29 protein-coding genes and 1 pseudogene are annotated in these 25,202 nt (G+C 59.6%); 12 read left to right on the forward strand and 18 right to left on the reverse strand.

The window, feature by feature from the left end; all coding sequences use genetic code 11:
- Positions 1 to 2 precede the first annotated feature (2 nt).
- Both ACFPM8_RS04045 and ACFPM8_RS04050 read left to right on the forward strand, forming a co-directional pair.
- Complete coding sequence (locus ACFPM8_RS04045; RefSeq protein WP_378995212.1) at positions 3 to 773, forward strand: hypothetical protein; 771 nt, start codon at positions 3 to 5, stop codon at positions 771 to 773.
- Positions 760 to 1,323, forward strand: coding sequence for a GNAT family N-acetyltransferase (locus ACFPM8_RS04050; RefSeq protein ID WP_378995214.1), 564 nt, complete (start codon positions 760 to 762; stop codon positions 1,321 to 1,323). Before ACFPM8_RS04045 ends, ACFPM8_RS04050 begins: the two co-directional genes overlap by 14 nt.
- Before the next feature lie 24 nt (positions 1,324 to 1,347).
- Here the strand turns inward: ACFPM8_RS04050 and lipA are convergent, their stop codons facing one another.
- The 4 genes from lipA to ACFPM8_RS04070 are packed head-to-tail and all read right to left on the reverse strand — an operon-like array spanning position 1,348 to position 4,039.
- On the reverse strand, positions 1,348 to 2,334 hold the full coding sequence (lipA, locus tag ACFPM8_RS04055) for a lipoyl synthase (protein WP_378995217.1): 987 nt from the start codon (positions 2,332 to 2,334) through the stop codon (positions 1,348 to 1,350).
- 28 nt (positions 2,335 to 2,362) lie between these two features.
- On the reverse strand, positions 2,363 to 3,028 hold the full coding sequence (gene lipB, locus ACFPM8_RS04060; protein ID WP_378995219.1) for a lipoyl(octanoyl) transferase LipB: 666 nt from the start codon (positions 3,026 to 3,028) through the stop codon (positions 2,363 to 2,365).
- A 52-nt stretch (positions 3,029 to 3,080) separates the two neighbouring features.
- Positions 3,081 to 3,701 (reverse strand): glutathione S-transferase family protein, encoded by a 621-nt coding sequence (locus tag ACFPM8_RS04065; protein WP_378995222.1) that lies wholly within the window; start codon positions 3,699 to 3,701, stop codon positions 3,081 to 3,083.
- 32 nt (positions 3,702 to 3,733) lie between these two features.
- Complete coding sequence (locus ACFPM8_RS04070; protein ID WP_378995224.1) at positions 3,734 to 4,039, reverse strand: DUF2917 domain-containing protein; 306 nt, start codon at positions 4,037 to 4,039, stop codon at positions 3,734 to 3,736.
- A 172-nt stretch (positions 4,040 to 4,211) separates the two neighbouring features.
- Between ACFPM8_RS04070 and gcvA the strand changes: the two genes are divergently transcribed.
- Positions 4,212 to 5,138 (forward strand): transcriptional regulator GcvA, encoded by a 927-nt coding sequence (gcvA, locus tag ACFPM8_RS04075; RefSeq protein ID WP_378995226.1) that lies wholly within the window; start codon positions 4,212 to 4,214, stop codon positions 5,136 to 5,138.
- Between the two features lie 21 nt (positions 5,139 to 5,159).
- Here the strand turns inward: gcvA and ACFPM8_RS04080 are convergent, their stop codons facing one another.
- From ACFPM8_RS04080 to ACFPM8_RS04125, 10 genes are all read right to left on the reverse strand, one after another.
- On the reverse strand, positions 5,160 to 5,429 hold the full coding sequence (locus tag ACFPM8_RS04080) for a DUF493 family protein (RefSeq protein WP_378995228.1): 270 nt from the start codon (positions 5,427 to 5,429) through the stop codon (positions 5,160 to 5,162).
- 81 nt (positions 5,430 to 5,510) lie between these two features.
- Positions 5,511 to 6,365 (reverse strand): D-amino acid aminotransferase, encoded by an 855-nt coding sequence (locus ACFPM8_RS04085; RefSeq protein WP_378995231.1) that lies wholly within the window; start codon positions 6,363 to 6,365, stop codon positions 5,511 to 5,513.
- A gap of 178 nt (positions 6,366 to 6,543) precedes the next feature.
- On the reverse strand, positions 6,544 to 7,689 hold the full coding sequence (locus ACFPM8_RS04090; RefSeq protein WP_378995233.1) for a D-alanyl-D-alanine carboxypeptidase family protein: 1,146 nt from the start codon (positions 7,687 to 7,689) through the stop codon (positions 6,544 to 6,546).
- Positions 7,690 to 7,873: 184 nt separating this feature from the next.
- Positions 7,874 to 8,509 (reverse strand): alpha/beta hydrolase, encoded by a 636-nt coding sequence (locus ACFPM8_RS04095; RefSeq protein ID WP_378995235.1) that lies wholly within the window; start codon positions 8,507 to 8,509, stop codon positions 7,874 to 7,876.
- 147 nt (positions 8,510 to 8,656) lie between these two features.
- Positions 8,657 to 8,977: a (2Fe-2S) ferredoxin domain-containing protein gene (locus ACFPM8_RS04100; protein ID WP_378995237.1), complete on the reverse strand. Its 321-nt coding sequence runs from the start codon at positions 8,975 to 8,977 to the stop codon at positions 8,657 to 8,659.
- A gap of 212 nt (positions 8,978 to 9,189) precedes the next feature.
- On the reverse strand, positions 9,190 to 10,335 hold the full coding sequence (locus ACFPM8_RS04105; RefSeq protein WP_378995239.1) for a VanZ family protein: 1,146 nt from the start codon (positions 10,333 to 10,335) through the stop codon (positions 9,190 to 9,192).
- A 10-nt stretch (positions 10,336 to 10,345) separates the two neighbouring features.
- Complete coding sequence (locus tag ACFPM8_RS04110) at positions 10,346 to 10,939, reverse strand: ABC-type transport auxiliary lipoprotein family protein (RefSeq protein ID WP_378995241.1); 594 nt, start codon at positions 10,937 to 10,939, stop codon at positions 10,346 to 10,348.
- 8 nt (positions 10,940 to 10,947) lie between these two features.
- Complete coding sequence (locus ACFPM8_RS04115; RefSeq protein WP_378995243.1) at positions 10,948 to 11,898, reverse strand: MlaD family protein; 951 nt, start codon at positions 11,896 to 11,898, stop codon at positions 10,948 to 10,950.
- An 8-nt stretch (positions 11,899 to 11,906) separates the two neighbouring features.
- On the reverse strand, positions 11,907 to 12,671 hold the full coding sequence (locus tag ACFPM8_RS04120; protein WP_378995245.1) for an ABC transporter ATP-binding protein: 765 nt from the start codon (positions 12,669 to 12,671) through the stop codon (positions 11,907 to 11,909).
- Positions 12,671 to 13,792, reverse strand: a complete 1,122-nt coding sequence (locus tag ACFPM8_RS04125; RefSeq protein ID WP_378995731.1) for an MlaE family ABC transporter permease — start codon at positions 13,790 to 13,792, stop codon at positions 12,671 to 12,673. The genes ACFPM8_RS04120 and ACFPM8_RS04125 overlap by 1 nt, the downstream gene beginning before the upstream one ends.
- A gap of 144 nt (positions 13,793 to 13,936) precedes the next feature.
- Between ACFPM8_RS04125 and ACFPM8_RS04130 the strand changes: the two genes are divergently transcribed.
- Genes ACFPM8_RS04130 through ACFPM8_RS04140 form a run of 3 tightly spaced genes read left to right on the forward strand, consistent with a single transcriptional unit; the run spans position 13,937 to position 16,284 of the window.
- On the forward strand, positions 13,937 to 14,791 hold the full coding sequence (locus ACFPM8_RS04130) for a biotin--[acetyl-CoA-carboxylase] ligase (protein ID WP_378995248.1): 855 nt from the start codon (positions 13,937 to 13,939) through the stop codon (positions 14,789 to 14,791).
- Positions 14,791 to 15,594, forward strand: coding sequence for a type III pantothenate kinase (locus ACFPM8_RS04135; RefSeq protein ID WP_378995250.1), 804 nt, complete (start codon positions 14,791 to 14,793; stop codon positions 15,592 to 15,594). Before ACFPM8_RS04130 ends, ACFPM8_RS04135 begins: the two co-directional genes overlap by 1 nt.
- A 12-nt stretch (positions 15,595 to 15,606) precedes the next feature.
- Positions 15,607 to 16,284, forward strand: coding sequence for an SPOR domain-containing protein (locus ACFPM8_RS04140; protein ID WP_378995252.1), 678 nt, complete (start codon positions 15,607 to 15,609; stop codon positions 16,282 to 16,284).
- Here ACFPM8_RS04140 and ACFPM8_RS04145 read toward each other — a convergent pair.
- Positions 16,241 to 16,450, reverse strand: a complete 210-nt coding sequence (locus ACFPM8_RS04145) for a cysteine-rich CWC family protein (protein ID WP_378995254.1) — start codon at positions 16,448 to 16,450, stop codon at positions 16,241 to 16,243. The two genes, ACFPM8_RS04140 and ACFPM8_RS04145, sit on opposite strands and share 44 nt — an antisense overlap.
- A 287-nt stretch (positions 16,451 to 16,737) precedes the next feature.
- On the opposite strand from ACFPM8_RS04145, the gene argB reads away from it, so the two are divergent.
- Complete coding sequence (gene argB / locus ACFPM8_RS04150) at positions 16,738 to 17,640, forward strand: acetylglutamate kinase (protein WP_378995256.1); 903 nt, start codon at positions 16,738 to 16,740, stop codon at positions 17,638 to 17,640.
- A gap of 73 nt (positions 17,641 to 17,713) precedes the next feature.
- Here the strand turns inward: argB and ACFPM8_RS04155 are convergent, their stop codons facing one another.
- Positions 17,714 to 18,430: a pseudouridine synthase gene (locus ACFPM8_RS04155; RefSeq protein WP_378995258.1), complete on the reverse strand. Its 717-nt coding sequence runs from the start codon at positions 18,428 to 18,430 to the stop codon at positions 17,714 to 17,716.
- Positions 18,431 to 18,564: 134 nt separating this feature from the next.
- On the opposite strand from ACFPM8_RS04155, the gene ACFPM8_RS04160 reads away from it, so the two are divergent.
- On the forward strand, positions 18,565 to 18,897 hold the full coding sequence (locus ACFPM8_RS04160) for a low molecular weight protein tyrosine phosphatase family protein (RefSeq protein WP_378995260.1): 333 nt from the start codon (positions 18,565 to 18,567) through the stop codon (positions 18,895 to 18,897).
- A 22-nt stretch (positions 18,898 to 18,919) separates the two neighbouring features.
- On the opposite strand, the gene ycaO is transcribed toward ACFPM8_RS04160, so the two are convergent.
- Both ycaO and ACFPM8_RS04170 read right to left on the reverse strand, forming a co-directional pair.
- The gene (gene ycaO, locus ACFPM8_RS04165; protein WP_378995262.1) at positions 18,920 to 20,650 is read right to left on the reverse strand and encodes a 30S ribosomal protein S12 methylthiotransferase accessory factor YcaO; all 1,731 of its coding nucleotides are present in this window, start codon (positions 20,648 to 20,650) and stop codon (positions 18,920 to 18,922) included.
- Between the two features lie 159 nt (positions 20,651 to 20,809).
- Positions 20,810 to 21,385 carry a DNA-3-methyladenine glycosylase I gene (locus ACFPM8_RS04170; RefSeq protein ID WP_378995264.1) on the reverse strand — a complete coding sequence of 192 codons (576 nt, stop codon included), beginning with the start codon at positions 21,383 to 21,385 and terminating at the stop codon, positions 20,810 to 20,812.
- A gap of 326 nt (positions 21,386 to 21,711) precedes the next feature.
- Here ACFPM8_RS04170 and ACFPM8_RS04175 point away from each other — a divergent pair.
- From ACFPM8_RS04175 to ACFPM8_RS04190, 4 genes and pseudogenes are all read left to right on the forward strand, one after another.
- Positions 21,712 to 21,840 (forward strand): annotated as a pseudogene (locus tag ACFPM8_RS04175) (ESPR-type extended signal peptide-containing protein); the annotation flags it as partial.
- 492 nt (positions 21,841 to 22,332) lie between these two features.
- A complete protein-coding gene (locus tag ACFPM8_RS04180) occupies positions 22,333 to 23,787 on the forward strand; it encodes a YadA family autotransporter adhesin (protein WP_378995733.1) in 1,455 nt (484 codons plus the stop codon).
- A gap of 190 nt (positions 23,788 to 23,977) precedes the next feature.
- Positions 23,978 to 24,670 carry a hypothetical protein gene (locus ACFPM8_RS04185; protein WP_378995266.1) on the forward strand — a complete coding sequence of 231 codons (693 nt, stop codon included), beginning with the start codon at positions 23,978 to 23,980 and terminating at the stop codon, positions 24,668 to 24,670.
- Complete coding sequence (locus ACFPM8_RS04190; RefSeq protein WP_378995268.1) at positions 24,667 to 25,200, forward strand: GTP-binding protein; 534 nt, start codon at positions 24,667 to 24,669, stop codon at positions 25,198 to 25,200. Before ACFPM8_RS04185 ends, ACFPM8_RS04190 begins: the two co-directional genes overlap by 4 nt.
- The last annotated feature ends 2 nt before the right edge of the window (positions 25,201 to 25,202 follow it).

A 25,202-nucleotide genomic window follows, 5' to 3' on the forward strand; every position in this document is an offset into this window, starting at 1 on the left:
ATATGGATCTGGAGACGACTGTCGGTCTGTCCGAGAAGCTACTAGGCTTTGCAGAACAATTGAGTCCGAACGAGCGGGATGCGCTGAAATTCCAGCTATCGGTCGCCAGCGCCAACGAACTGGAAAACGATTTTGAAATAAGCCACAGCCCGGAGAAGCGCAGCCGCTTCTCCGAGTTTTTGCGCTGTACGCTTGCGATTCAACCTTTCCGGGAGCGCGTGCCTAAATATGGCATCGTGTACCGCGGGCGTCCGGACTTCATGACCGACGACCTGGTGCAACAGCTGCGTGCCGAGGCACTGAGTTTTCGTCCCCAAGCCAAGGAAAACTACGAACAGTTCATCGTCACGGTCGATACGCCGGACGACAGCACGGTGTGCGAAAAACTGGCCGCCTCCGACGATCTCTACCGTCTGGTCACGCAGCACGCCGGTCCCTGCCAGCACAGCTACATCAGCAGCTATATCTACTACGAAGTCGCCGGACAATGCAGCAAGCCGCATGTGGACAATGCGTTTACGTCGGTCACCGTCATGATAGGACTGCGCAACGACCAGCTCGACCCTGCTGCACCGTCATCGACCAGCATCGTCTACTGGCCGGACAGCCCGCCAATGGAATATCGTCTGGAACCGGGTGAGCTGGCGATCTTCTTCGGCGTATGCGTACTGCACGGCCGCTCCCCGATTTCTGCGGGAGAGACGGTGCACTCGCTGTTGCTGAGTTTCCAGCCCAGGATGGACAACGAGATCGGCTCGAATGCAAGCAGTTGATGCTGGGCGTGAACTGCTGGCCCAAGACCTGATTCTGCAACCCATCCTGCCGTCTCACGCCGCCGCATTGTTTGCCGATCTTCAGGCGCCGGAACTGTACACATTCATCCCGCACTCGGCGCCAGAATCCCGGGAGGCGCTGGAACAAAGATACGCTCGCTGGGCCAAGCGCCAATCGGCGGATGGCAGCGAAATCTGGCTGAACTACGCCATTTATCGTCCTACCCACTCAGACTATGTGGGGACAGTGCAGGCTACGCTGCACTGTTCCGGCGAGACCTATATCGCCTACGAAGTGTTTCCGCGCCATTGGCGCCAAGGATATGCCCGGGATGCCTGCACGGCCCTGCTCGCCCACATCTTCGCCAGCTATCCCGTCAACACGGTGTCGGCCCTGCTGGACACGCGCAATGAGGCGTCATGGAAGTTGCTCGAATCGCTTGGATTCCACCGAACCGGCGTGATCGAAAATGCTGACGAGTTCAAAGGCGCCGTCAGCGATGAGTACATTTATGAAATCGGGCGGCATGAGTCGGCCGCCAACTTCTAATTTGTCGCATTAACTATTGATTGTTCACACCAGCCCAGCGTCATGCGCCTGCTGATCCGCATGGTATGAGCTGCGCACCATCGCCCCCACTGCCGCGTGCACAAAGCCCATCTTGTAGGCTTCTTCTTCATACATCTTGAAGGTGTCGGGATGGACGTAGCGACGGACCGGCAGGTGATTGCCGCTTGGCATCAGGTATTGGCCTATGGTCAGCATGTCGACGTCGTGCGCCCGCAGATCGCGCATGACCTGCAGCACTTCTTCATCTGTTTCGCCCAGGCCGACCATGATGCCGGATTTGGTCGGGGTGTTTGGATGCAGCGCCTTGAAGCGCTTCAGCAGATTCAGCGAATATTCGTAATCGGAACCCGGGCGCGCTTCCTTGTACAGCCGCGGTGCGGTTTCCAGGTTGTGATTCATCACATCCGGCGGCGCCAGATTGAGAATTTCCAGCGCCCTATCCATGCGGCCGCGGAAGTCCGGGGTCAGGATCTCGATGCGGGTGGCTGGCGACAGTTCGCGTACCCGGCGGATGCATTCGGCGAAGTGGGCGGCGCCGCCGTCGCGCAAATCATCGCGATCGACGCTGGTGATGACCACATAGTTCAATTTCAGCGCGGCGATGGTTTTCGCCAGGTTTTCGGGTTCGTTGACATCCAGTGGGTCCGGCCGGCCATGACCGACGTCGCAAAACGGGCAGCGACGGGTGCATTTGTCGCCCATGATCATGAAAGTCGCGGTGCCCTTGCCGAAGCATTCACCGATATTCGGGCAGCTGGCTTCCTCGCAGACGGTGACCAGGTTGTTGGCGCGCAGAATATCTTTGATTTCGTAAAAACGGGACGATGGCGAAGCCGCCTTGACCCGGATCCAGTCAGGCTTTTTCAGGCGTTCGATCGGAACGATCTTGATCGGAATCCGCGCTGTCTTGCTGGCGCCTTTTTGCTTCTCGGAAGGATTGTAGGCAGCGGCAGATTCGGCTGGCAGCGGCGGAGTGATTTCTGTTGTCATGTTTTAAACGGTTTTCTTTGCTGACGTTTCAGCTGAAGCGGTCTATCAATTTGTGAGCAAGCGCCAACTGCACCTCTGAGAGCGCCACATCAACGCCAAGTGTTTTCATGTCGATGGTCGGCAGGCCTTCGTAGCCGCACGGATTGATCCATGAAAACGGACTCAAATCCATTGCAACATTGAGCGACACTCCATGGTACGTGCAGCCGCTGGCACGGACTTTCAAGCCAAGCGCTGCGATTTTTGCACCCTGCCAATGACCGCCGGCAACGTAGATCCCGGGCGCGCCGGGCTTGCGTTCACCGGCCAGATTATACGCCGCCAGCGTGTCGATCACCGCTTGCTCTATGCTCTGCACAAATTCGCGCACGAATAAGCGGGCGGAGGGACGCTGGCGGCGCAAATCCATCAATAGGTAAATAACCACCTGGCCCGGTCCGTGATAGGTCACTTCGCCGCCGCGATCGGTCTGGACCACGGGAATCGCATGCGGCGCCAATACATGACTCGGATCAGCGCCCAGCCCGAGCGTGAAAACCGGCGGATGTTCGACTATCCACAACTGGTCGGCGCTATCGGCAGTACGGGCATCGGTAAAAGCGCGCATCGCGTTGAAACTGACGTCATAAGACTCGATGCCGCGCTGGATAATGTGAGGAACTGGCCGAGAAATGTGCTGAGAAATGCTGGACATAGCTGGCAGTGTACCGAAAATGCGGGCCGCACGTCAGGCCCGGGAGCAGGATTCAAGCTGCCAATAAGACATCCGGCGCACGCCAAGCCGGCAGCCGGCTTATCCGCTCTAACCATGCAGCAACGTTCTGCGGCAGCTTCACTTCAGCGGCGTCGGCCCAGAACAAATAGCCGCACAATGAAAAATCGGCAACGGTCGGACTGTCATCAACGATAAAAGCCCGGCCATCCGCAAGCTCCGCGTCCAGTATCGCGATATCGACATCGAAGCGGCCTTGCAGCCATGCCACTGCGCCGGCGTTATAGGCATCCGGTTCAAAACGCCGCGCCCAACGCAATTGGGGCAAGCACATGCCCAGGCGGTTGGCTTCCCAGAACAGCCACTCGCGGACGCACGCCATTCGTTCCGGCGTTTCGGCCCCAAAACGGCCGGTATGTTCGGCCAAATGACACAAAATCGCATCCGACTGGACGTAGGGCCTGCCGTTATGAAGCAACAACGGCACTTGGCCGAATTTGGCAAGGCTGCGAAACGGTTCCGGCCGTGCGCTGCGCGGCTGATCGATATCGATATGCTGGTAGTCGTGCTCCACGCCACCGACCGCCAGCATCAATCTGACTTTGTATGCATGGCCCGAATTGACATTGCCATACAGAATAAAATTATCTTGCACCAAACTTCCTTGGAAAAAGACGCAATGTCACCTCAACATGCCGCAGCATTGGCCGGCAGATGGCGCCTGGACCCAGCCCGCGCACCCGATGCCAGGCGCGGCGCCAATTGCTGAATTTGCAGCACACTGGCAGCCTTGTCGGCCTCGATGACGATATGGCTGTCGGCCGCGACGTTCAGGAATTGACCGGCGGATAACCAGTAATCGTCCGATTGACCGGCAACCGTGACCCACACCCGGCCGCTGACGATTTGCAAGGACTGCGCTACCGGCGAGGACACCGACATGACCTGACCGGCGCCGATGGTTAAGGATCCATTCGTGAATAATGTTCTCATAATGTAACTCCTCGAAACTGCTGGTATATTGACCGTCGCATCTCCTTTTAAGGCACATTTCAAACCAGCTGATATAGGACGATCTCTGTTGCTGCTAGGACATTCTAGTCAATGCCCGAGCGCAAACAAAACGAGTAATTTTCCTTCGCCTTGCTAATTTTTTTCACATACAGTGGCCGATCTCCGAAAACTTCCGAATCTTTCCGCTTTGCGCGCCTTTGAAGCGGCGGCCCGCCATGGGAGCTTTTCGCGCGCAGCCGATGAGATTCATGTGACGCCGGGCGCCGTCAGCCATCAAATCCGGGCGCTGGAAGACGATCTGGGAGTGGTGTTGTTCACGCGTCACGGCAAGCGCATTACGATCACCGAGCAGGGCCAGCGCTTTGCCGACACGATCCGCAGGTCCTTGAATGAGATCGCGGTGGCGGCGGAAGCCTTGAAAATCGACGCCAAACAGAAGCGCCTGACCATTTCAGCATTGCCGTCGTTTGCGTCGCGCTGGCTGGCGCCGCGTCTGTGGAAATTTATCGACCTGTATCCCGATACCGAAGTGATCCTGCAATCGAGTAGCCATTTGCATGACCTGACGCGTGAATCGATCGATGTCGGCCTGCGCTTTGGCAAAGGCAACTATCCGGGGCTGGTGGTCGAAAAGCTGATGGATGATTTTTACTACCCGGTCGCCAGTCCGCATTATCGCGACGGCAATTTGCCGCAATCGCCGCAAGATCTGGAGCAGTGCAGCCTGTTACGGATGGATTCGGAAGCTTCTTGGCAGCCCTGGTTTGAGGCCGCCGGAATCGCGCTGGCGGAGCCCAGCGGCGGATTGCTGATCGAGGATGCCTCGATGCTGCTGCGCTCGGCCTCGGATGGCCTTGGCATCGCGCTGACCCGGCACACTATCGCGCTGCAGGAAATTGCCTCGGGCGAGCTGGTGCGGCTGTTCGATGTGGTGGCACGCAGCCCGATGTCATATTATTTTGCCTGCACCCCGGAGGCGATGGCCAAACCGCAAGTGCAGGCGTTTCATCACTGGCTGCGGCAAGAAGTGAAGCATTTCAAGGTGCTAAGCAATTGGCCGCAGCCGGCCGGCAATTGATGCCCCCTGAAATGACACTAGCTACAGCACCATCTTGACCATCGGATGCGACGACAGCGCCCGGTACAGATTGTCGAGTTGCTCACGGTTGATGGCGCGCACGGTGGCGGTCAGGCCGGTGTAATTGCCTTTCGACGACGGCCGTATTTCGAGCTTGTCGATGTGAAAAGTAGGATCGTGCTGCACCACGACGCCGACTATGGTTTCTGCAAATGCATCGTGCGTCGGCCCCATGATTTTGATGGGAAAGTCGCTGGGATATTCGATCAGGCTGTCGGTGGCGTGGGTCATGATAATTACTCTACGGTTGTGAGGCAGGTGGCTAGTTTACTCCTGAAACCGGTCCACCCTGGAAAGGCTGACAAGCCGCCATCACCGCATGCCGGCTTTGACCGCCTGATAAGCCTCGTATAACTGTGCATAAATGGGGCCGGGACGGCCGTTTCCAATAGCCTTGCCGTCAATCGAGGTCACCGGCAGCACTTCCTTGGTGGCCGACGACAGCAATACTTCATCGGCGCTGAATACTTCTTCGCGCGCAATGCGGCGCGCTTCGAACCGGATACCGCCGGCCGCGCACAATTCTTCGATCAAGCCGTAGCGAATTCCTTCCAGGATCAGATTGTCCTTGGGCGGCGCCATCAGCTTGCCGTCGCGGACGATCCAGACATTGGAGGACGAGGCTTCGGTCAGGAAGCCGTCGCGAAACTGGATCGCTTCGACCACCCCGTGTTGCGCCGCGGTCTGCGCCGCCAGCACGTTGCCGAGCAGCGAGATGGATTTGATTTCGCAATGCAGCCAGCGCAAGTCTTCGATTGCCACGCACGGCACGCCGGTGGCGCGCAACTCGGCGCTTGGCAATACCAGCGGATTGGTCATGATGAAAACGGTCGGCGTCAGCGGCTCCTTGGGAAACGCATGGCCGCGCTTGGCGACGCCGCGCGTCACGTGGATGTAGACCATCTGATCGTCGGCCGGATGGGCCTTGATCACGGCGTCAATCAGGGCCATCCATTGTTGCTTGTCATGCGGATTTGGAATACCGATCGCCGCCAGGCTGCGAAACAGCCGCGCCATATGCTGCTCGGCGCGGAATAATTTTCGCGCATAAATCGGCACCACCTCGTACACGCCGTCGCCAAAGATAAAGCCGCGATCGAGCACCGGGATGCGAGCTTCGGATAGCGGCGTCATGCTGCCGTTGAGATAGACGAGCGGGTCTTGCATGATCGGATTCCTGAAAAAATGTGAAGCACAATTCTGGCACGGCGACCGGCTCCGGGGTATGCAAAAAAAGTATGCAGGCTACGGTCGCAAAGCCAGGGCCCTAGCCGCCAACAAACGTTCAGGACAAAAAAAATGACAGCCGAAGCTGTCATCCTTTTTGCCAGAAATTGCCGCTGCTTTATTTGAACAGCAAGCGGATCGAATCCCAGGCGCGGCCGAAAATGCTGGCCTGATTCACGTCTTCCAGCGCCAGCACCGGCAAGGCGGCAATGGTCTTGCCGTCGGCGGTGATTTTCAGGGTGCCGACCTTGGCGTTTTGCTGGATCGGTGCGATCAGCGGATCGGTGCGTTCAATGACCGGCTTGATTTTCTCGGCAACGCCCTTCGGCACCGTCACGTAGACGTCGCGGGTGAAGCCGATCTTGACCTGGTTCTTGGCGCCCTTCCAGACCCGCGGCGTATCCACCGCCTGGCCTTTGGCGTACAGCTTCACGGCGTCGAAGTTCTGGAAGCCCCAGTTCAACAATTTTTGCGCTTCCTGGGTACGGGTCTGGTCGGAGCCGGTACCGATCACTACCGCCAGCAGACGGCGGTCGCCGCCCGCATTGGGCCGCTTGGCGCTGGCGATGATCGAATAGCCGGCGCTGCTGGTGTGGCCGGTCTTCATGCCGTCCACAGTCGGATCGAGCCACAGCAAACGGTTACGGTTAGGCTGGGTGATCTTGTTGTAGGTGAAGCTCTTGGTCGAGTCGATCTTGTAAAAATCCGGGAAATCCGCAATCACGTGCGCCGACAACGTCGCCAGATCCTGTGCGGTCGAGTAGGTATCGGCGCTCGGCAAGCCGTGCGGATTGCCGAAATGGGTCGCCTTCATGCCCATCCGTGCCGCTTCCTGGTTCATCAGTGCGACGAAGGAATCTTCGGTGCCGGCCACCGCTTCCGCCAGCGCCACCGCAGCGTCGTTGCCCGACACCACCATCAGGCCGTACAGCAAATCGTTGATCGAGACCGGCTTGTTCGGCTCGATAAACATCTTGGAACTGCTTGGATCGACTTTCCAAGCCTTTACCGAGACGTTGATCATCTGGTTGAGGCTGATTTTCTTGTCCTTGAGCGCATCGAAAACCACATACGCGGTCATGATTTTAGCCAGCGATGCCGGCTCGATGCGCATCTCGGGATCTTGCGCGGCGATCACCTGGTTGCTGGTGGCATCCAGCAAGAACCAGGATTTGGCGGCCACGGTCGGCGGCGGCAAAGTCTGGGCCACCGCAGCGGATAAGGAAAAGACGGTTGCAGCGAGCGCCGCGAGTATTTTTTTCATGGGGTATCGAGTGAGGAAGTCAGGACAAATAAAATCAGTGCGATGGCAAATGTCGCTATCGAGCAACTAAATGAGCGTAAAACAGGTGGATAAAACAGGTAAGCGGAACAGTCAGGCGGGATTATAACGTTACCGCTTGCATGATCGGCATCGAGTTACCGTTTGAACAGAACCGGGCTGGCCCTCAGCGATGCCACAGTCCGACCATGAGATTCTTAATATGTTGCAGCCGGCGATGAAAAAAATGATCTGCGCCGGGAATTACGATCACCGGGATGTCTTGCGGGCGTGCCCAATCGAACACCGCGCTCAACGGAATCGTGTCGTCCAGCTCGCCATGGATCAGGATGCTGTCGGCCGGCACAGTCGGCATCGGCCATTTTCCGGCTGCGGTGCCGACCAGCACCAGCCGCTCGGCCGGCGTACCCGCAGCGGTCAAGCGCTGTTGCAACTGCGACTGCACGAAGGTGCCGAACGAGAACCCGCCCAGCGCCAGCGGCAAATCGGGATATTGCTGACGCATATGCACCAGCAGCAGCGCCATGTCATCGGTCTCGCCGCGCCCCTCGTCGTACACGCCGCCAGACTGGCCGACGCCGCGGAAATTCATGCGTACCGCGACGTAGCCTAGGGCCACGAAGCCTCGCGCCAGAGTTTGCGCCACCTTGTTGTCCATCGTGCCGCCGTACAACGGGTGGGGATGGGCGACCAGCGCCAAGCCGCGCGGCGTCGCGAATTCTGCGGGGTCGGGCAGGTCTAGCGCGCATTCGAGTTGGGCGACGGCGCCGGGGATTGAGAAATGTTGGGTTTGGGCGTTCATGGGGTGAATTACTTGGATGGCGTAGCCGTGATGCTCGCGATGATAACTTCTGTAGGCGATGCGCTATGTCGGCGATGATAACTTTTGCATGCGATGCGCAATGTCGGAAGGCGCTGCGCTTTTCCGACCTACTTCTTGCGATCGTTGTTAGATTTTTAGGCGTTCCACAATCTTGCCGCCAACCAGATGGACATCGATGATTTCATCGATGTCTTCGTTGTCGACGTAGGTGTACCAGGTGCCTTCCGGATAAATCACCAGGGCCGGGCCTTCTTCGCAGCGTTCAAGGCAACCGGCCTTGTTGATGCGGACTTTGCCTTCGCCGGCCAGGCCCAGTTCCTTGACGCGACGCTTGGCATGTTCCTGCGCCGCTTGCGCGCCGCTGTTGGCGCAGCAGGTGCGCTCGCCGGGAGCGCGTTGGTTCAAACAGAAAAATACGTGGTGCTGATAGTAGGGTTTGTCGCTCATGGCAGGGTGCGGGATGGTTTGGCGTTGACGGAAACACGGGCATCATACACCGCCATCATGATCGCTTCAGGCTAGTGTCCTGTCCCGTAAATAGTTTGATGAAATGAAATGTTCCATTTGGCTGTCAGGCAAGGCGTGAGGAGGCGTCATAGCAAGCTATGGCAACGACGAGCAACGCGGCATGGCGGTCAAATGGAGCGTTTCGATCGAACTTATTTGCGGGACAGGACACTAGCTCGGTGCATCGGATGAAACAGGAACCAGAGCGTGCAAAACGGCCACAGCAAGGCCAGGAATTGTGCGACGCCATTGAAATTAAGAAACTTTCCTTGCGACCAGGTTTGCAAGGTCTCGGTGTAATACGGATTGTTCGGCATCACGTTCACCAGCAACAGCGTCAGGCTCAAGGTCAGCGCCGCAATCCGGCGTTGCGCCAGCGACGGCGCAAAAGCCAGGCCGCTCAACATGATGGCGCCGATCAGCAAGCCGCCGAACGAGCCCGGCGTCAGCCAGACAAAGGCATTGTCCGGCGCAAACAACAAAGCGGTCGCCAGCGCCTTGACGGTCAGCGCGGCAAATACCAGCAGGATGGTCAGGCGCACCTTCGGCGCATGCTTGCGCAGCATGATCAAAAAGGTCAGCGCCGCCCCCACCAGGCCGCAAGCGGTGATCACCGTTTCCGCGAGCCAATATTGGGCGGCGCTCAATTGCATGTCGTTGCTCATCCATGCCACCAGATCGACCGGCTCGCCCAGCAAATCGGACAACCAGTTGGACAACATGGTCGTAAATTGCCCGAAACCGAACAGATGACTCAAGGGGTAAATCTGCGCCAGCGGCCACAGCGCGACCACCACCATGCCGTGGCTGGCTTCGCGATTGAACCAGCGCTCGCGCAATTGCCGCACGCGGCTGTCCGGCCCGAAACGGCGGCGCAGGATGGCCCCGAGCACGGCGCCGATCAAGGCCCCGGCGCTATTGGTCATCAGATCCAGGTTGGAGGCGACCCGGGTCGGCAAAAAAGTCTGGACCGCTTCCATCGTGCCGGAGATCAGGATGCCGGCCACAGCCGCCAGCAACACCGCCCAGTACGCGGAAAGCCGGGGCGGCCCGGGCAGCGACAGCACCATCAGGCAACCCAGCGGCAGATAGCCGGCGACATTGGTCCAGACATCGAACACGGTCCAGTAATGCGGCAGCGGCGCCGACAGGAAGGCAAACGCCGACAGACCGAGATCGCGCCAGCCGGCAAACGGATACCAGCTGGCATACACGATCAGCAACAGGTAAATCAATAAACTGACCCGCGCGAACGACGGCGTGCTGCGGGTGGTCGACAGCGGCTGTTCGACTTTCATGATGGCGTCATCATTTCTTCACCGGCACGCTCGCCAGCCAGTTCATCATGTCGTCGATCACCGCATCGTTGACCGTGGCGAAGGCGCGCGCGGCGCCGGGGGCGTCGGCGCTGGGGGTGTCGGCCTGACGGCTGAACGTCTTTTGCGCCAGCAGCAGCCGGCCGTTGAATAACGAGGCCCGCACCGTCAGCTGCGACACGCTGTGCGACGGCGTATCGAAGGTTTGCGTGAAATCGTCCAGGTCGATCCGCAGCACCGGCATGTTGAGCGCGGCATCGGACAACGCCAGCACGGTGCCGCCGGCCTGCGCCAGGCGCGACTTCAAGCGTTGCTGGAACAGCTGCGCCGGCGGCATGGTCCAGCGGCTGCCGGCATACGGCCGCGGCTGTTGCTGGTTGGCGTAGGCCAGCCGGAAAAACATCATGTTGTTGTCCAGCCAGGCTGGCGCATTGACATCGGCCAGGCTGATCGGCGGCAGTGCGGCTGCCGCGGCAGCGGGCGGCAAGCTGCCGAAATCGTACTGCACAGGCGGATCGATTTTGGTCGCGCAGCCACCGATCAGGAGCGCGCCGACGGCAATAAAGCTTGCGAGTGTTTTATTCATGAGATGCCTTATTTGACTGGAGGAGCCGTAAAGCCGGCTTCTCCCGGCCCGGGCTGCAGGCCTTTGCTGCCGAACAGAATGCTTTGCGGTTGCTGGTTGAAATTATCCAGCGCCTGATTCAAGGTCCGAATCGAGGCCCGCGCTTCCTTGGTCAGCGTATTGATCCGCGGCAGCGTGTCGTGCTCGACGCCGTTGGCCACGCCGCCGATATTCTGCACCGTGCCGGACAATTGCGTGACCGCGCTGTCCGGCCCCTGCAGGCTGGCGGTCAGGGTATTGAGGTTATTGCTGAGCACCGACATGTTTTTGGACAGCACGGTGATCGAGTTCAGCGCTTGGCTGAGTTGCTCGGTCATCGCCGGCAGCTTGCTCAGCGTCGGCTCCAGCTGGCGCGGCATGGCCCGGTACTCGTTGGCCGTTTTGCTGACGTCGCTAAACGCCGCCAGCATGGTTTTCTGGTTGTCGGCGGCCAGCAGCGCATTCAGGCGGCCGACGGTTTCGGTGGCTTGCAGCAGAATCGCCGCGCCCTTGCTCTGGATATTGTCGAACAGGCTGGGGCGCAACTCGATCCGCGCCAGATGCTTTTTGCTGCTGACGAGCTTGACCGGCTTGCTGCCGTCGTCATCCAGCTGGATATAGGCGATCCCGGTCACTCCTTGATAGCTCAGCGTGCCGTAGGTCGATTGCGTGACCGGCGTGTCGGGGTTGATTTTCAGTTGGATCAGGATCTGGCCCGGCACTTTGGGATCGAAGGTGATGGCATCGACCTTGCCCGCGTCCAGCCCCCGATAGCGGACATCGGCTTGCGGGTTCAGCCCCGGCACCGACAAGGTGGTGGCGATTTCGTACGGCACTCTTTCGATGCGATCGCTGTTGAACCACATGACGCCGAAGATTGCCGCCGCCAGCAAGGCCACTGTGAACAAGCCGGCCATCAATGCATGTGCTTTATTTTCCATAATGTCTTCTATCCGACTTGCTGCTCATGATGGGCTGAAAGGAAAAAATTTTCGATAAATGGCTGCTTGATTTTCATCACCTGTTGCGGCGTGTCGTAGGCCAGCACATGCTTGTCGGCCAGCACCGCGATCTTGGTCGAGAGCGCCAGCAGGGATTCCAGATCATGCGTGATCATCACCACCGTCAAGCGCAGATCCCGATGCAGCGAGCGAATCAGGTCGACAAAAGCGGCCGACGAGGCCGGATCGAGACCGGCGGTCGGCTCATCCAGGAACAGCAATTCCGGCTCCAGCGCCAGGGCGCGCGCCAACGCGACCCGCTTGATCATGCCGCCCGACAGCTCGGACGGCATTTTCAGCGCATGCTCGGGGCCGATGCCGGCCATTTGCAGCTTCAGCAACGCGGCATCCCGGATCAGGCGGCGCGGCAGCGCCCGCAACTCGCGCATCGGCAGCGCCACATTATCCAGCACCGTCAACGCCGAAAACAGCGCGCCCTGCTGAAACAGCATGCCCCAGCGATTTTGCAGCCTGGCCATTTGATCCACATTGGCGCTGCTGATATCGGTGCCGAACACCAGCACCTGACCGCGGGTGGGCCGGTTGAGTCCCAATATCTGCCGCACCAGCGTGGTCTTGCCGGAACCGGAACCGCCGACCAGGCCGACGATTTCACCGGCCGCGATGCTCAGGTCCAGATCCCGGTGAATCACGCTGTCGCCGAACTGGGTCCACAGCTTGCGGATTTCGATGACCGGCGTCGCAATGCTCATCAAAACCCCACGCCGCTGAAAATGATCGCAAACACCGCATCGGCCAGGATCACGATGGTGATTGCGCTGACCACCGAGGTGGTGGTGCCGTGGCCCAGGCTTTCGGTATTCGGTTCGATGCGCAGGCCGAAATGACAGGCCACCATCCCGATCAGGCCGCCGAACACCGCGCCTTTGCCGAGGCCGATCAAGTAATTCGGCAGCGGCACCGCGCCCGGCAGCTGCTGCAGGAAATAGGTCGGCGACAAACCCAATTGCAATTGCGCCGCGACCATCCCGCCCAGCAACGCGATCGCATCGGTCCAGATCACCAGCAAGGGCATCGCGATCAGTAGCGCCAGCACTCTGGGCAAAATCAGCCGGAAGCCATGCGGCAAACCCATCACCAGCATTGCATCCAGTTCTTCCGTGACCCGCATCACCCCCAGCTGCGCCGTGATCGCCGAGCCGGACCGGCCGGCCACCAGGATCGCCGCCAGCAACGGGCCCAGCTCGCGGATGATGCTCATGCCCAGGATATTGACCAGGTAGATATCGCCGCCGAAGGTGTGCAATTGTTGCGCCGACAGGAACGACAGCACCACCCCGATCAAAAAGCCGACCAGCGCGGTGATGCCCAGCGCCTGATAGCCGACATGGTAAATATTGGCGGAAATTTCCTTCCACGGCGCCCGTTGCGGCACTTGCAACATGCGCCCGAAATCCAGCACCAGCTGCCCCAGCAGCGCGATAAAGCCGGACAGGTGGTCGAACATCACGCCCCACATGGCGTAAATCACCTGGAACAAGCGACGGCGCGGCGGTTTGGGCGGCAAGGCCAGCGCCCCGGCGGCGGCCAGGCGCTGGAAAAAATCCTGATGTTGCGGCGCCAGCGTCAATTGCGGCGGCCGCGCCTTGCCCCATGCATTCCACAACAATTGCGCGCCGATATGATCCAGCGCGGCGATTTGCGACAGATCCCAGCGCAGCGCCTGGTTGCGGCCCAGGTTTTCCAGGCTGGCCTGGATTGCGCGCAGCGCGCCCGGCTGCGTCAACGCCTGCACTTGCCAGTGTCCGCGCGCGGATATCAGGGTGCCATCGGTGATTTCGAGAACGGGAGTGGAAGAAGCTGGATTCGGCATCGCAGCAGTGTAAGGGAGAATTGGGGAGAATTGCCAGCAGGCCATTAGCGCTGTTTTACCATTGCAATAACATCGCCGCCAAACAATAGCGGGTTTCGAGGCTCCCCATTTCGTCGCAACCCGCATCCCGCTACAATGCGCGCCATGAGCTTCCAATTTCCTGCCTCGCAGCCCTCTGCAACGCATTTGACCGCCGCCCGCATCGCGACCTTCGGCGCTCCCCAATCTGATCAAATCGACATTGAAGTGGTGGCCGAAACCGGCTCCACCAATGCCGATCTGCTGGCTCGGATCGGCACTGTGGGCGCCGACAGCATGCCCCCGGCGCTGACCAGGCCGACCTTGCTGGTTGCGGAAACCCAGACCGCCGGCCGCGGCCGCGCCGGTCGCGCCTGGCTTTCCGCGCCGTCGGCGGCATTGACGTTTTCGCTGGCCTGGCCGTTCGAAGGCCCATTGCAGGGGCTGGTCGGACTGCCGCTGGCGGTCGGCGTCGCGATTGCCGAGACCTTGGCCGGGTTCGGGGTCGACGTACAGTTGAAATGGCCGAACGATATATTGCGCTTCGGCAGCAAATTGGCCGGGGTCCTGATCGAAACCGCCAGCTCCGCGCAGGGCAAGGTCTGGGCCGTGATCGGGATCGGCATCAATATCGCGATTCCCGATGAAATACGGCAACAGATCGGGCGCGACATCGCCAACCTGCAAGCGCTGGCCGCCCAGGATCGGGACTTGCTGCTGGGCGTCCTGCTGAGCAGCCTGACGCACAACATGCAGCAGTTCGAACGCGACGGCCTGGCGGTCTTTGTCGAGCGCTGGAACCGGCTGCATGCATACGCCGGTCAGACCGTGGTGATCCTGGATCACGGCAAGGTGCTGCACGAAGGCACGGCGCTGGGAATAGACCGGATTGGCCGCTTGTTGCTGCAAACGGACAAGGACAGCACCCCGATCGCGATCATGGCCGGCGATATTTCCTTGCGCGTGAAGGACCCCGAATAATGGCCATGCTGCTGATCGATGTCGGCAATACCCGTCTCAAATGGGCGCTGGCGGCGTTACCGGAAGTTGCCCTACCAGCGACCGGCAACTGGCTGCAATCAGGCTCGGCGGCGCATGCCGACCTGGACCAGTTGTCCGCGCCGTGGCAGCGCCTGACGGTATCGCGGGTGCTGATTTCAAATGTCGCCGGCGATGCCCTGCGGGCTCGCTTGCAAGCGCTGCTGGCGGCCACTTTCGGCGCGCAATTGACGCCGGAGTGGTTTGCCTCGCTGCCGCAATTGGCCGGCTTGCGCAACGGTTATCGCGCTCCGGCGCAACTGGGCTGCGACCGTTTTGCGGCGGCATTGGGGGCGCAACAGCTGTTCCCGCAACAGGCATTGATCGTCGCCACTTGCGGCACCGCCACCACGATCGACGCGGTCAGCGCCGACGGCTGGTTTAGCGGCGGCATGATCTTGCCGGGCCTCGGACTGATGGCGGCCTCGCTGGCGCGCAGCACCGCGCAATTGCCGCATATCACGGAACTGAGCACGGAACATGCGGCGCCGACGGCAACATTTGCCGACAATACCGACGACGCCATCATCAGCGGTTGCATCAACGCCCAGGCCGGCGCGATCGAACGCGCGGTCATGCTGCACAGCCGGGAGCGCAGCGCGCAAATCCGCTGCGTGGTGGCCGGCGGCGCGGCGGCCTTGATTGCGCCGCATTTGTCGATAGCGCATGAAAGAGTCGATAATCTGGTGCTGCTTGGCTTGCAAATTGCCGCGGCACACTTTGGAACAGCAATCGGGACGCATTAATCACTAATCACTATGTTGAAACTAATTTTCTGGCTGCTGCTGGCAGTGAATGCAGCTTTGTTTGCGCTACAGCAAGGTTATCTGGGCGGTCTGTACAGCGACGGCCGGGAACCGGCGCGCGCAACAAAACAATTGCAAGCCGACAAAATCAAATTGATGGCGGCCGACCGCATCCCGGCCGCCGATAGTGCCGCGCCAGCAGCACCAACGCCGGTAGCCGCCGATACGGCTCCGATCGCCTGTACCGAAATCGGCAACTTCAATGCCGCCGAAGCGCGGAAATTCTCCAGCCAATGGGCGGAACTGATGCCGGCCGTCAAACTGGCCCGCCGCGATATCCAGGAAGTTGCCAGCCACATGGTGTATCTGCCGCCGCTCGGCAGCAAGGAAGCGGCTGATAAAAAGGCCGACGATTTACGCCAGCTCGGGATTACGGAATTTTTCGTGATCCAGGATGCAACGCCGTTGCGTTACGGCATTTCGCTGGGCATTTTCAAAACCGAAGAGGCGGCGCAGAAGCAGGTGGCCAACCTGGCGCGCAAGGGCCTCAACGGCGCCCGCGTCGGCACCCGCTCGGCCAGCGCCCACAAGACAGCTTTCCAGCTGAAAAACCTGGACGCCCCGGCCAAAGCCGCGCTGGACAAGATCAAAGCGGATTTCCCGGCACAGGAGATGCGTAGTTGCGGCTAGCCCACAGGCGCTGCAAACATGCCGGGCAATAACATTGTGGAGCAGCTGCGCCGCCCGCTTGCGGCAGATTCAACAAAGGCGGCAGTGCGCTGCACCAGCACGGCGTATCGGCATGCTGCTCGACGCCGCACTGGAACTGCTGCTGACAACCGGGACATTGCGCCATTGCGCTCAACCTTTACATAGGAAGCAACGGTGGCGTGACACACACACGTTGCGATTAAGATACAGCCGTCGGCTTTGACTGCAAAACCCGATGACCGAGGCCATGATACCGGCGTTGTTTGCAGCAGCATATGCCTATGGGGCAACAAGCGGCAAATGGCAAAATCGCCGCAACAAGTCCGCCGTTTTTCCATGTAAAATCGCGCACATTCATCCCGCACCGATTTATAACTCCCCCCGAGTTGCAGTCTTTGCAAATTTTCCCAGAACTCTCTTGTAGGACTGCTCATGCCCGATTTGACTAACGATCTTTCCAGCGTCGCACCGGAAATCAAAGCTGAAATTCTGGCCGAGGCGTTGCCGTATATCCGTCAATTCCACGGCAAAACGATCGTCGTCAAATACGGCGGCAATGCGATGACCGACGAGCGCCTGAAACACGGTTTCGCGCGCGACGTGATTTTGCTGAAACTGGTCGGCATGAACCCGGTGGTGGTGCACGGCGGCGGTCCGCAAATCGACAATGCGCTGAAGAAAATCGGCAAGCAAGGCACTTTCGTGCAAGGCATGCGGATCACCGATGAAGAAACCATGGAAGTGGTGGAATGGGTGCTGGGCGGCGAAGTGCAGCAGGATATCGTGATGCTGATCAACCACTACGGCGGCCAGGCGGTCGGCTTGACCGGCAAGGATGGCGGCCTGATCCGCGCCCGCAAGTTCCGCATGCCGGACCGGGAACGGCCGGGCGAATTCCTGGACATCGGTTTCGTCGGCGAAATCGAAGCCATCAATCCGGCGGTGGTCAAGGCCTTGCAGGATGACGCCTTCATCCCGATCATTTCACCGATCGGCTTCGGCGCCGACGGCCAGGCTTACAACATCAACGCCGACGTCGTGGCCGGCAAAATCGCCGAAATCCTGCATGCCGAAAAATTGATCATGATGACCAACATCGCCGGCGTGCAGGACAAGCAAGGCAATCTGGTTACCGATCTGTCGGCGCGTGAAATCGACGAAATGTTCAAGGACGGCACCATCTCCGGCGGCATGCTGCCGAAAATTTCATCGGCGCTCGACGCCGCCAAGTCCGGCGTCAACACGGTTCACATCATCGACGGCCGGATCGAGCATTCGCTGTTGCTGGAAGTGCTGACCGAGCAGGCGTTCGGCACCATGATCCGCTCGCACTAAGAGAGGCGCAAAAAATCGTAGGGCGGAAAAGCGTAGCGCTTTTCCGCCCTACGCTTCTTTCTACACTCGCTTGCTATGCAGGCGCCAGCAAAGCCAGATGTTCCGGCTCCAGGTAGCACCACTCTCCCAATTCCAGTTCCAGCGCATCCAGCGTCAAGCCGCCGATCGCGGTCCGGCGCAAGGCCGAGCAATGATTGCCGGCGGCGGCCAGCATGCGTTTGACCTGGTGATATTTGCCCTGCTCCAGCACGATTTCGATTTCATGCTGGCCCAGCATGCGGCAGCTTAGCGCCGCCAGCGGTCCCGGCTCGTCATGCAGCTTGACCCCGGCCAGCAATTGCGCGACCAGCTCCGGCGTCACCGGATCGTGGGTGGTGGCGACATACAGTTTTGGAATATGCCGCTTCGGCGACGACTGGGCATGGATGAAGCTGCCGTCGTCCGACATCAGCAGCAAGCCGGTGGTGTCGTGATCGAGCCGCCCCACCGGCTGCACATCGCGCCAGGTGAATTGCTCCGGCAAAATGCTCAACACGCCCGGATGGTGGCTAGGCTTGCGCGAGCATTCGATATTGGCCGGCTTGTTCAACACGATGTAGACGTGCTCGCGGTAGATCCACTCTTCGTCGAACAAGGTGAACGTCAGGCCGTCCGTGTCCGGAGTCGCCTTGTAATCGGTAACGACATTGCCGGCGATCGCGACTTCGCCGTCCTCTATCAGTTCGCGGCAGTATTTGCGGGTGCCGAAACCCTGCGATTGCAGGATACGGTCTAGGGTCAATTTAGGCATGGCGGCAATGTAGCAGAATGGGCGATTGGCGGGAAGAGTTGCATTATATGGATTCGGCCGATGGCTATTTCTCGTGCGTCCGCATGTACCATGCTGCCAATCCAACTATCCTGCCGTCAGCGGCATTCCTATCAATGACCAAATTGCTCTTTGTCTGCAGCCGCAATCAATGGCGCAGCCCCACCGGCGAACAGGTATGGCGACGCCAGCCAGGCATCCAGGCGCGATCGGCCGGCACCAGTCCGAATGCGCGCAGAAAAATCAGCGAAGCCGACATCCGCTGGGCCGACATCATTTTTGTGATGGAGAGCAAACACAAGCAACGCATCATGGCCGAATTCCCGCGCCTGCTTGAAAACAAACGGGTTCATGTATTAGACATTCCTGACGAATATCAGTACATGGACCCGGAGTTGGTGGATCAGCTAACCGACGCCGTCGCGCATGTGCTGCAAACCGGCGTCTGAATCAAAGCAGCTAAAACACCATTCAGTTGGACAGCTTGGCCGCATGCAGCTTGCCGTAAGCGGTCAGCAAACGCTGGTGCATCTCGCAGCCGTCCAGGTTCAAGCCCGGCGCATTCAAGCCGAAAAAGCGCTGCTCGCGATTCAGCAAGGCTTGCGCCTGCTGCACGGTAGCCGCGCCGTACAAGTGCTGTAGCGCCGGCGCGTAAGGCGCGGCGTCGCCCAGACCGATCAGGCTTTCGATGCAGCGGTACACCAGTTGGCGCTCGGCGCTGATCTGGTTGAAATGACGAATCCAGTCGCATCCTTCGCGCACCGCATCGAGATCGCCAATCGCCAGCGCCAGCAAGGTTTTCAGCTCGCCCACGCGCAGCTCTTTCCAGAGCGAGCCGGCATCGGCGGCGAGGCCGATCAAGGCCGCTACCGGACGCTGGTCGGCCAGGCCCAGTTCGTTCAGGGTTTCCAGCAAATCGCTGCATTCCTCATCGTCCAGATCGGACAGGAACAGGATAGGCTCGCGGATGTCGTTGCCGACACTGCTGTTGTCCCATTCCAAGTCTTCGACCGGATAAATATCGGACATGCCCGGCACCAGGATGCGGCAGGCGTACACGCCCAAATGGCTGAAATCGGCAATGTAAATATCGTGGCCGGTGGCATGGATCGCGGCGACCGACCAGGCGTAATCCTCGGCCGTGGTGTTGCTGAAGTTCCAGTCGCTGAACGCGAAGTCCGGCGTGCCGCGCAGGAAGTTCCAGCTGATGATGCCGCTGGAATCGACGAAGTGGATTTCCAGGTTTTGCGAGTGGGCGATTTCTTCCAGGTCGAAGCCCGGCTCCGGAAACCCGCCCAGCGCATCCAGCGCCCGGCCTTGCAGCAATTCGGTCAGAGCGCGTTCCAGCGCGATTTCAAAACGCGGATGGGCGCCGAAGCTGGAGAAGCAACCTTGATCATGCGGGTTGAGCAGGGTCACGTTCATCACCGGATACTTGCCGCCGAGCGAGGCGTCCTTGACCAGGATGCCGAAACCGGCGGCGCGCAAGTCGCGAATGCCGGCGGCGATGCGCGGGTAACGGGCGATCACTTCTTCCGGCACGTCCGGCAGGCACAGGCCTTCCTTGATGACGCGGAATTTGACGTCGCGCTCGAAGATTTCCGACAAGGCCTGGGTCCGTGCTTCGGCTTGCGTATTGCCGGCCGACATGCCGTTGCTGACGTACAGGTTGCCGATGATGTTGACCGGGAACCAGACCGTCGCGCCGTCGCGCTCGCGCACATACGGGATCGCGCAAATGCCGCGCTCTTCGTTGCCCGAGTTGTAATCGACCAGCGTAGTGGCGTCGACCGTGCCTTCCGGGTTATAGAACTGCTGCAGTTCCGGCGTCAGCAAGCCTTGAGGCCAGCTCTCGTCGTCATCGTTCAGCTTGAACCATTGTTCGCGAGGGTAATGCACGAAGTCGCCGTTCGCGACTTTTTCGCCGAGATAGTAATGGGTCCAGAAATAATTGCAGGACAGGCGCTCGAAAAACTCGCCCAGCGCGCTGGCGCGTGAAGCTTGTTCCGACGCTCCCTTGCCGTTGGTAAACAGCAGCGGGCAATCGCGGTCGCGGATGTGCACCGACCACGCGCCGTCGATCGGGTTCAGCCATGAACGTTCTTCGATATGAAAGCCGAGTTTTTCCAGCTTGGCTTGCATGGAACTGATCGACGATTCGAGCGAGGCATCTTTGCCCGCGATAAAACTTTCGGTTGGCATCTGGGGGTCCTGAAAAGGTAAGGGAAAGCGGAATGGCAGAGGCGATAGTGCAATAACAACATCTATCGGAATCGCAGAATGCCGTGATGATACCTTGTGCGGCTGCCGGCAGCGCGATTCGCCGCCGGCATATTTGGCCGGGCTGGCAGCGGAAAGGAACTAGCCTGTTGGCTGCTCGTGCCGGAAACACTCTACGCAATGATCGTTGACCATCCCGATCGCCTGCATATAGGCGTAAATAATGGTCGAGCCGACAAATTTGAAGCCGCGCCTGGACAGCTCCTTCGAGATCCGGTCCGACAACGGCGTCTTGGCCGGATTGCCGCCCAGCAGCGTCCACTGGTTATGAATCGGCACGCCGTCGACGTAGGCCCACAAGAACGGCGCCAGACCGCCGACTTCGGCCTGCAAGCGCAAATACGCCTGCGCATTGGTAATGGTCGCGGCAATCTTCAGTCGATTGCGGACGATGCCCACATCGGCTAGCAAGGAAGCCACCTTGACTTCATCGTAGCGGGCGATTTTTTGGACATCCCAGCCATCGAAGGCGAGCCGATAGTTGTCGCGCTTGTTGAGGATGGTTTCCCAGCTCAGGCCGGCCTGAGCGCCCTCCAGGTTCAGCATCTCGAACAGCCGCACTTCATCGTGGCAAGGGGTGCCCCACTCCTCATCGTGATAGGCAAGGTAACGGGGATTGGCCGGATTGGCCCAGGCGCAGCGGATAGGGGTGGTCATAGGTGATCTGGGAGGATGAGCGTTGTGGGCTGATATCGGATCGCCCACATGCTACCGCAATAGCGCGCAGCCGGCAGCGCTGCCCTTCCTGAAAAATAAGATTCTCCCGAATCGCAAATAGGAAATGGCGTAGCCATTATTTGCCTGACAGAGATGATAATTTTAACAACTCATCCGCGCTGAGCAGGCCGCTGCAGTTGGCGTTACAGGGCCGTCATGACACGCGATTGCCTGCATGCCGGGTGCTTGAACCCTTGTCTGATTGCTGCCGCTCTCGCCTGCTCTATTCCGCATGGTTGATTCGAACAATCCCTCCGAGGTCGAAGATGAATGAGATTTATCACACAATTCGGAACAAAGTCAGGTGCCGGTGGTGCGTGGCGGGCGAACCGGCCAACAGCCAGGGCGAAGGCGGGCGCAAGTCCAACTGCAGCGCCGCCAAGCCGGTGCGGAAAGGTTTGTCGACGCAGGTCACGGCGGCGCTGTTGAGCTTGAGCACCGGTGCTGCAGTACCGCTCGCGGGGTTGTTGCTGAGTGCACAGGCGCATGCGGGCGGTGGACTAGTAATCTGTCCTTCGGCAGGTTATTCGGATGGAGTTTCATGGGGATCAGGCTCTGTGGCCGCCGGCACAAAACAGACTTGTCCAGATCCTCCTTCGAAAGGTTTTAACTGGGCCTTTCACCTCACTAACAACGGCGATGCCACTGGCCGTGCTCCGGAGACAACAACCGCCCCCGTCGAGACGGCAGGCATCACCGGCTACGCCAATGGCGTCCTTGAGCTTAAAGGAGATGTGGGCGTAAACATCATCGGGTCAGCAGTGACAGGCGCCGATTCGAAAAAGGTATTCAGGTCGGAGATCAACCTGACCGCTGGTGGGCTTCAGCTCAGGGGGGATACCGGCATAACGATCATCGGGGCGACGACATTCAAGTCGGATATCGACATGAGCGCCAAGAAAATCACGAATATCGCAGCTGGCACAGCAGCTACCGATGCGACCAACTTCAGTCAGTTGACATCGTTGTCGACCTCCGCCTCGACGGGCCTTAGCAGCACCAACAGTAACGTGACTTCGCTGTCGACCGGCCTCAGCACCACCAACAGCAACGTGACCTCGCTATCGACCGGCCTCAGCAGCACCAACAGCAACGTGACCTCGCTGTCGACCGGCCTCAGCAGCACCAACAGCAATGTGACCTCGCTATCGACCGGCCTCAGCAGCACCAACAGCAATGTGACTTCGCTATCGACCGGCCTGTCCAGCGTGTACGGCAGCGGCGCGCTGAACTATTTCAAGGCCGACGGCAAGAAAGACGGCTCGGATGATGCGTCGGTGACGACGGGCAGCAACTCTGCCGCTATCGGCGCCAGTTCGAGCAACGGCGGCCGCAGCAATGTGGTGTCGGTGGGCAGCATCGGCCGCGAGCGGCAGATCATCAATGTGGCGCCCGGCACGGCCAATACCGATGCGGTCAATGTCAGCCAATTGTCGTCGCTGTCGAGCTCGATTTCATCCGGTCTCGGGTCCTTGTCGACCAGTGTCAGCAGCCTCGGCAGCAACGTCACTTCCCTGTCGACCGGCTTGAGCACCAACAACAGCAATATCGCTTCATTGTCGTCAAGCTTGAGCGATATACACACCGGCAGCAATAACGCTGACCCGGTGCCGACCCGGGGTCCCAGTGGCAACGAGGTGACCAACGTCCTGCCGTCCGCTTGCACCAAAGTCGACGGCATCGATGCCACCGGCTCCGGCTTGTGCGCGCAGGCGACCAAAGATGGCGCAACCGCCATCGGCTCCAATGCGCAAGCGACCGATACCAATACCACCGCCATTGGCTTCCGTTCGGTTGCATCCAGCGCCGGCGCGGTCGCGATCGGCCATAACGCCCGAGCCACCGGCGATCCGACAGTAGCGGTGGGCGACAGCTCGCTGGCGTCGGGCAACGATGCGGTGGCCTTGGGCGCGGGGGCGCAGGCAACCGGGAATCGTTCGGTGGCGCTGGGGGCGTATTCGGTCGCCGATCAAGCCAACACGGTGTCGGTCGGCGCCGCCGGCACTGAGCGCCGCTTGACCAATGTCGCCGCCGGCATCAATTCGACCGATGCGGTGAACCTGTCGCAGTTGCGCGAAGTTTCCGATCAAGTGGGCAACGTTGCGCGGATCGCCTACTCCGGCGTGGCGATGGGCATGGCGATGTCGGGCGCGGTGATGCCGCCGCTGGATCGCGGTGAAAAAGGCCTCGGCGCCGGCATCGGTGCTTACCGGGGTTACACCGCGCTGGCCTTGCAATTCAAGGCGGTCAGCGCAAGCGGCAGCAGTTCCTGGGGTGCCGGTATCAGCACCACAGGCAAGGAAGTAGGAGTCCAGGCCGGCTACGGCTTCAAGTGGAAGTAATGGGCACCTCGAAAAACCGTAGCGAGCGGCCCAAGGTCGGGGCGACGATGTTGCGACACCTGCAGCCGTACGGAGTGGGTGAGCATCGCAGCCCCGAGATTGGGCCGCGCAGTAGGTTTTTCGAGGTGCCCTAATTAAATATTTTCCAGAGCGTACTGCGCCCTGGGTCTTTTTCATGATTGGAGTGGAAATGGCGATATGGGGTCGGCTTTCGGATTTTTCCTTGCATTTGGTCCTGACCCGTCTGGCACGTAGACGGCCAGGCGTGATCCACGTCGATATTTGCGATGGCAACCAGTATTACGTGCATGTATCGGCCAAGGGCTTGACCGCGCTACAGATGAACAGCACCGATTACGGCCGCCTGGATCAAGCCAGGACCGTGCTGGCCCGCCTGCTGTCGGCGACTACCGGCACCTTTCGGTATCTGCCCGAAGATACCTCGCCGCTGCGCAAGAATTTCCATCTTGATCTGCAAGAACTGGCGGCCGTGGCAAATAACCCGTCTGCGGTCGATGGCGCCTCTTATGCACAGGAAAAGTCTTCAGTGTTCCATCATTCCAGCATCCAGAAGCTGCTGCCCCATGCCGATACGCGATTTATTTTAAGCGGCAGGAATCTGCCGCTGAACAATGAGGTGCTGCAGCATTTCGTGAAGCAAAGTTCGTTTGAGCTGACGCTGGGCGCCAGTGCCGCCGAACTGGCGCGCTTGTTGGGCGAAGACCTTGAAAAGGTCCGCTTTTACCTTTATCGCCTGAGGGAAGCCGACGTGATTGTCCCGATGCGGGCCTTTCGCAATGCCGCCACCAGCGCAGATCGGCACAACGATGCCGCACGTTTACGCCCTACCCTCGTGCAGCGTCTGATATCGCTATTTGAATGATGACCAAACAAGCCCTGAAAATTGTTATCTCCGGCCCCGTCGGCGCAGGAAAAACCAGTTTGATAACGACCCTGACCGACGCCTACTGCATCAGTACCGAAGCCAGGAGCAGCGAACAAATCGGTAAAACGCACACCACCGTCGGCCTCGATTTCGGCGTGCTCCAGATAGGCGGGCAAACCATCCATTTATGCGGGACGCCGGGGCAGGCGCGTTTTGATTTCATGTGGGACATCCTGTGCCAGGGCACGCTTGGCCTGGTGCTGATGGTGGCCGCCAACCGGCCGCAGGATTTTCCTCATGCGCGCCGCATTCTTGAATTCATTACCAGCCGCAAGCCGCTGCCGTTTGTGATCGGCGTCACCAAGTCGGAGCTGGAAGACGCGTGGCAAACAGAAGATGTGGCCGCCTATTTTGAGCTCGAAATGAATCAGGTGATCGCCCTGAACGCCACCCAACTCGCCGGCAGTCGCGCAGTCATTGCATCCCTGCTGCGGCTATTGCAAACCGTCTCGCCAGTGGAAGCCTGAAA

The sequence above is a fragment of the Paraherbaspirillum soli genome (assembly GCF_042654985.1).
GTDB lineage: Bacteria > Pseudomonadota > Gammaproteobacteria > Burkholderiales > Burkholderiaceae_D > Paraherbaspirillum > Paraherbaspirillum soli.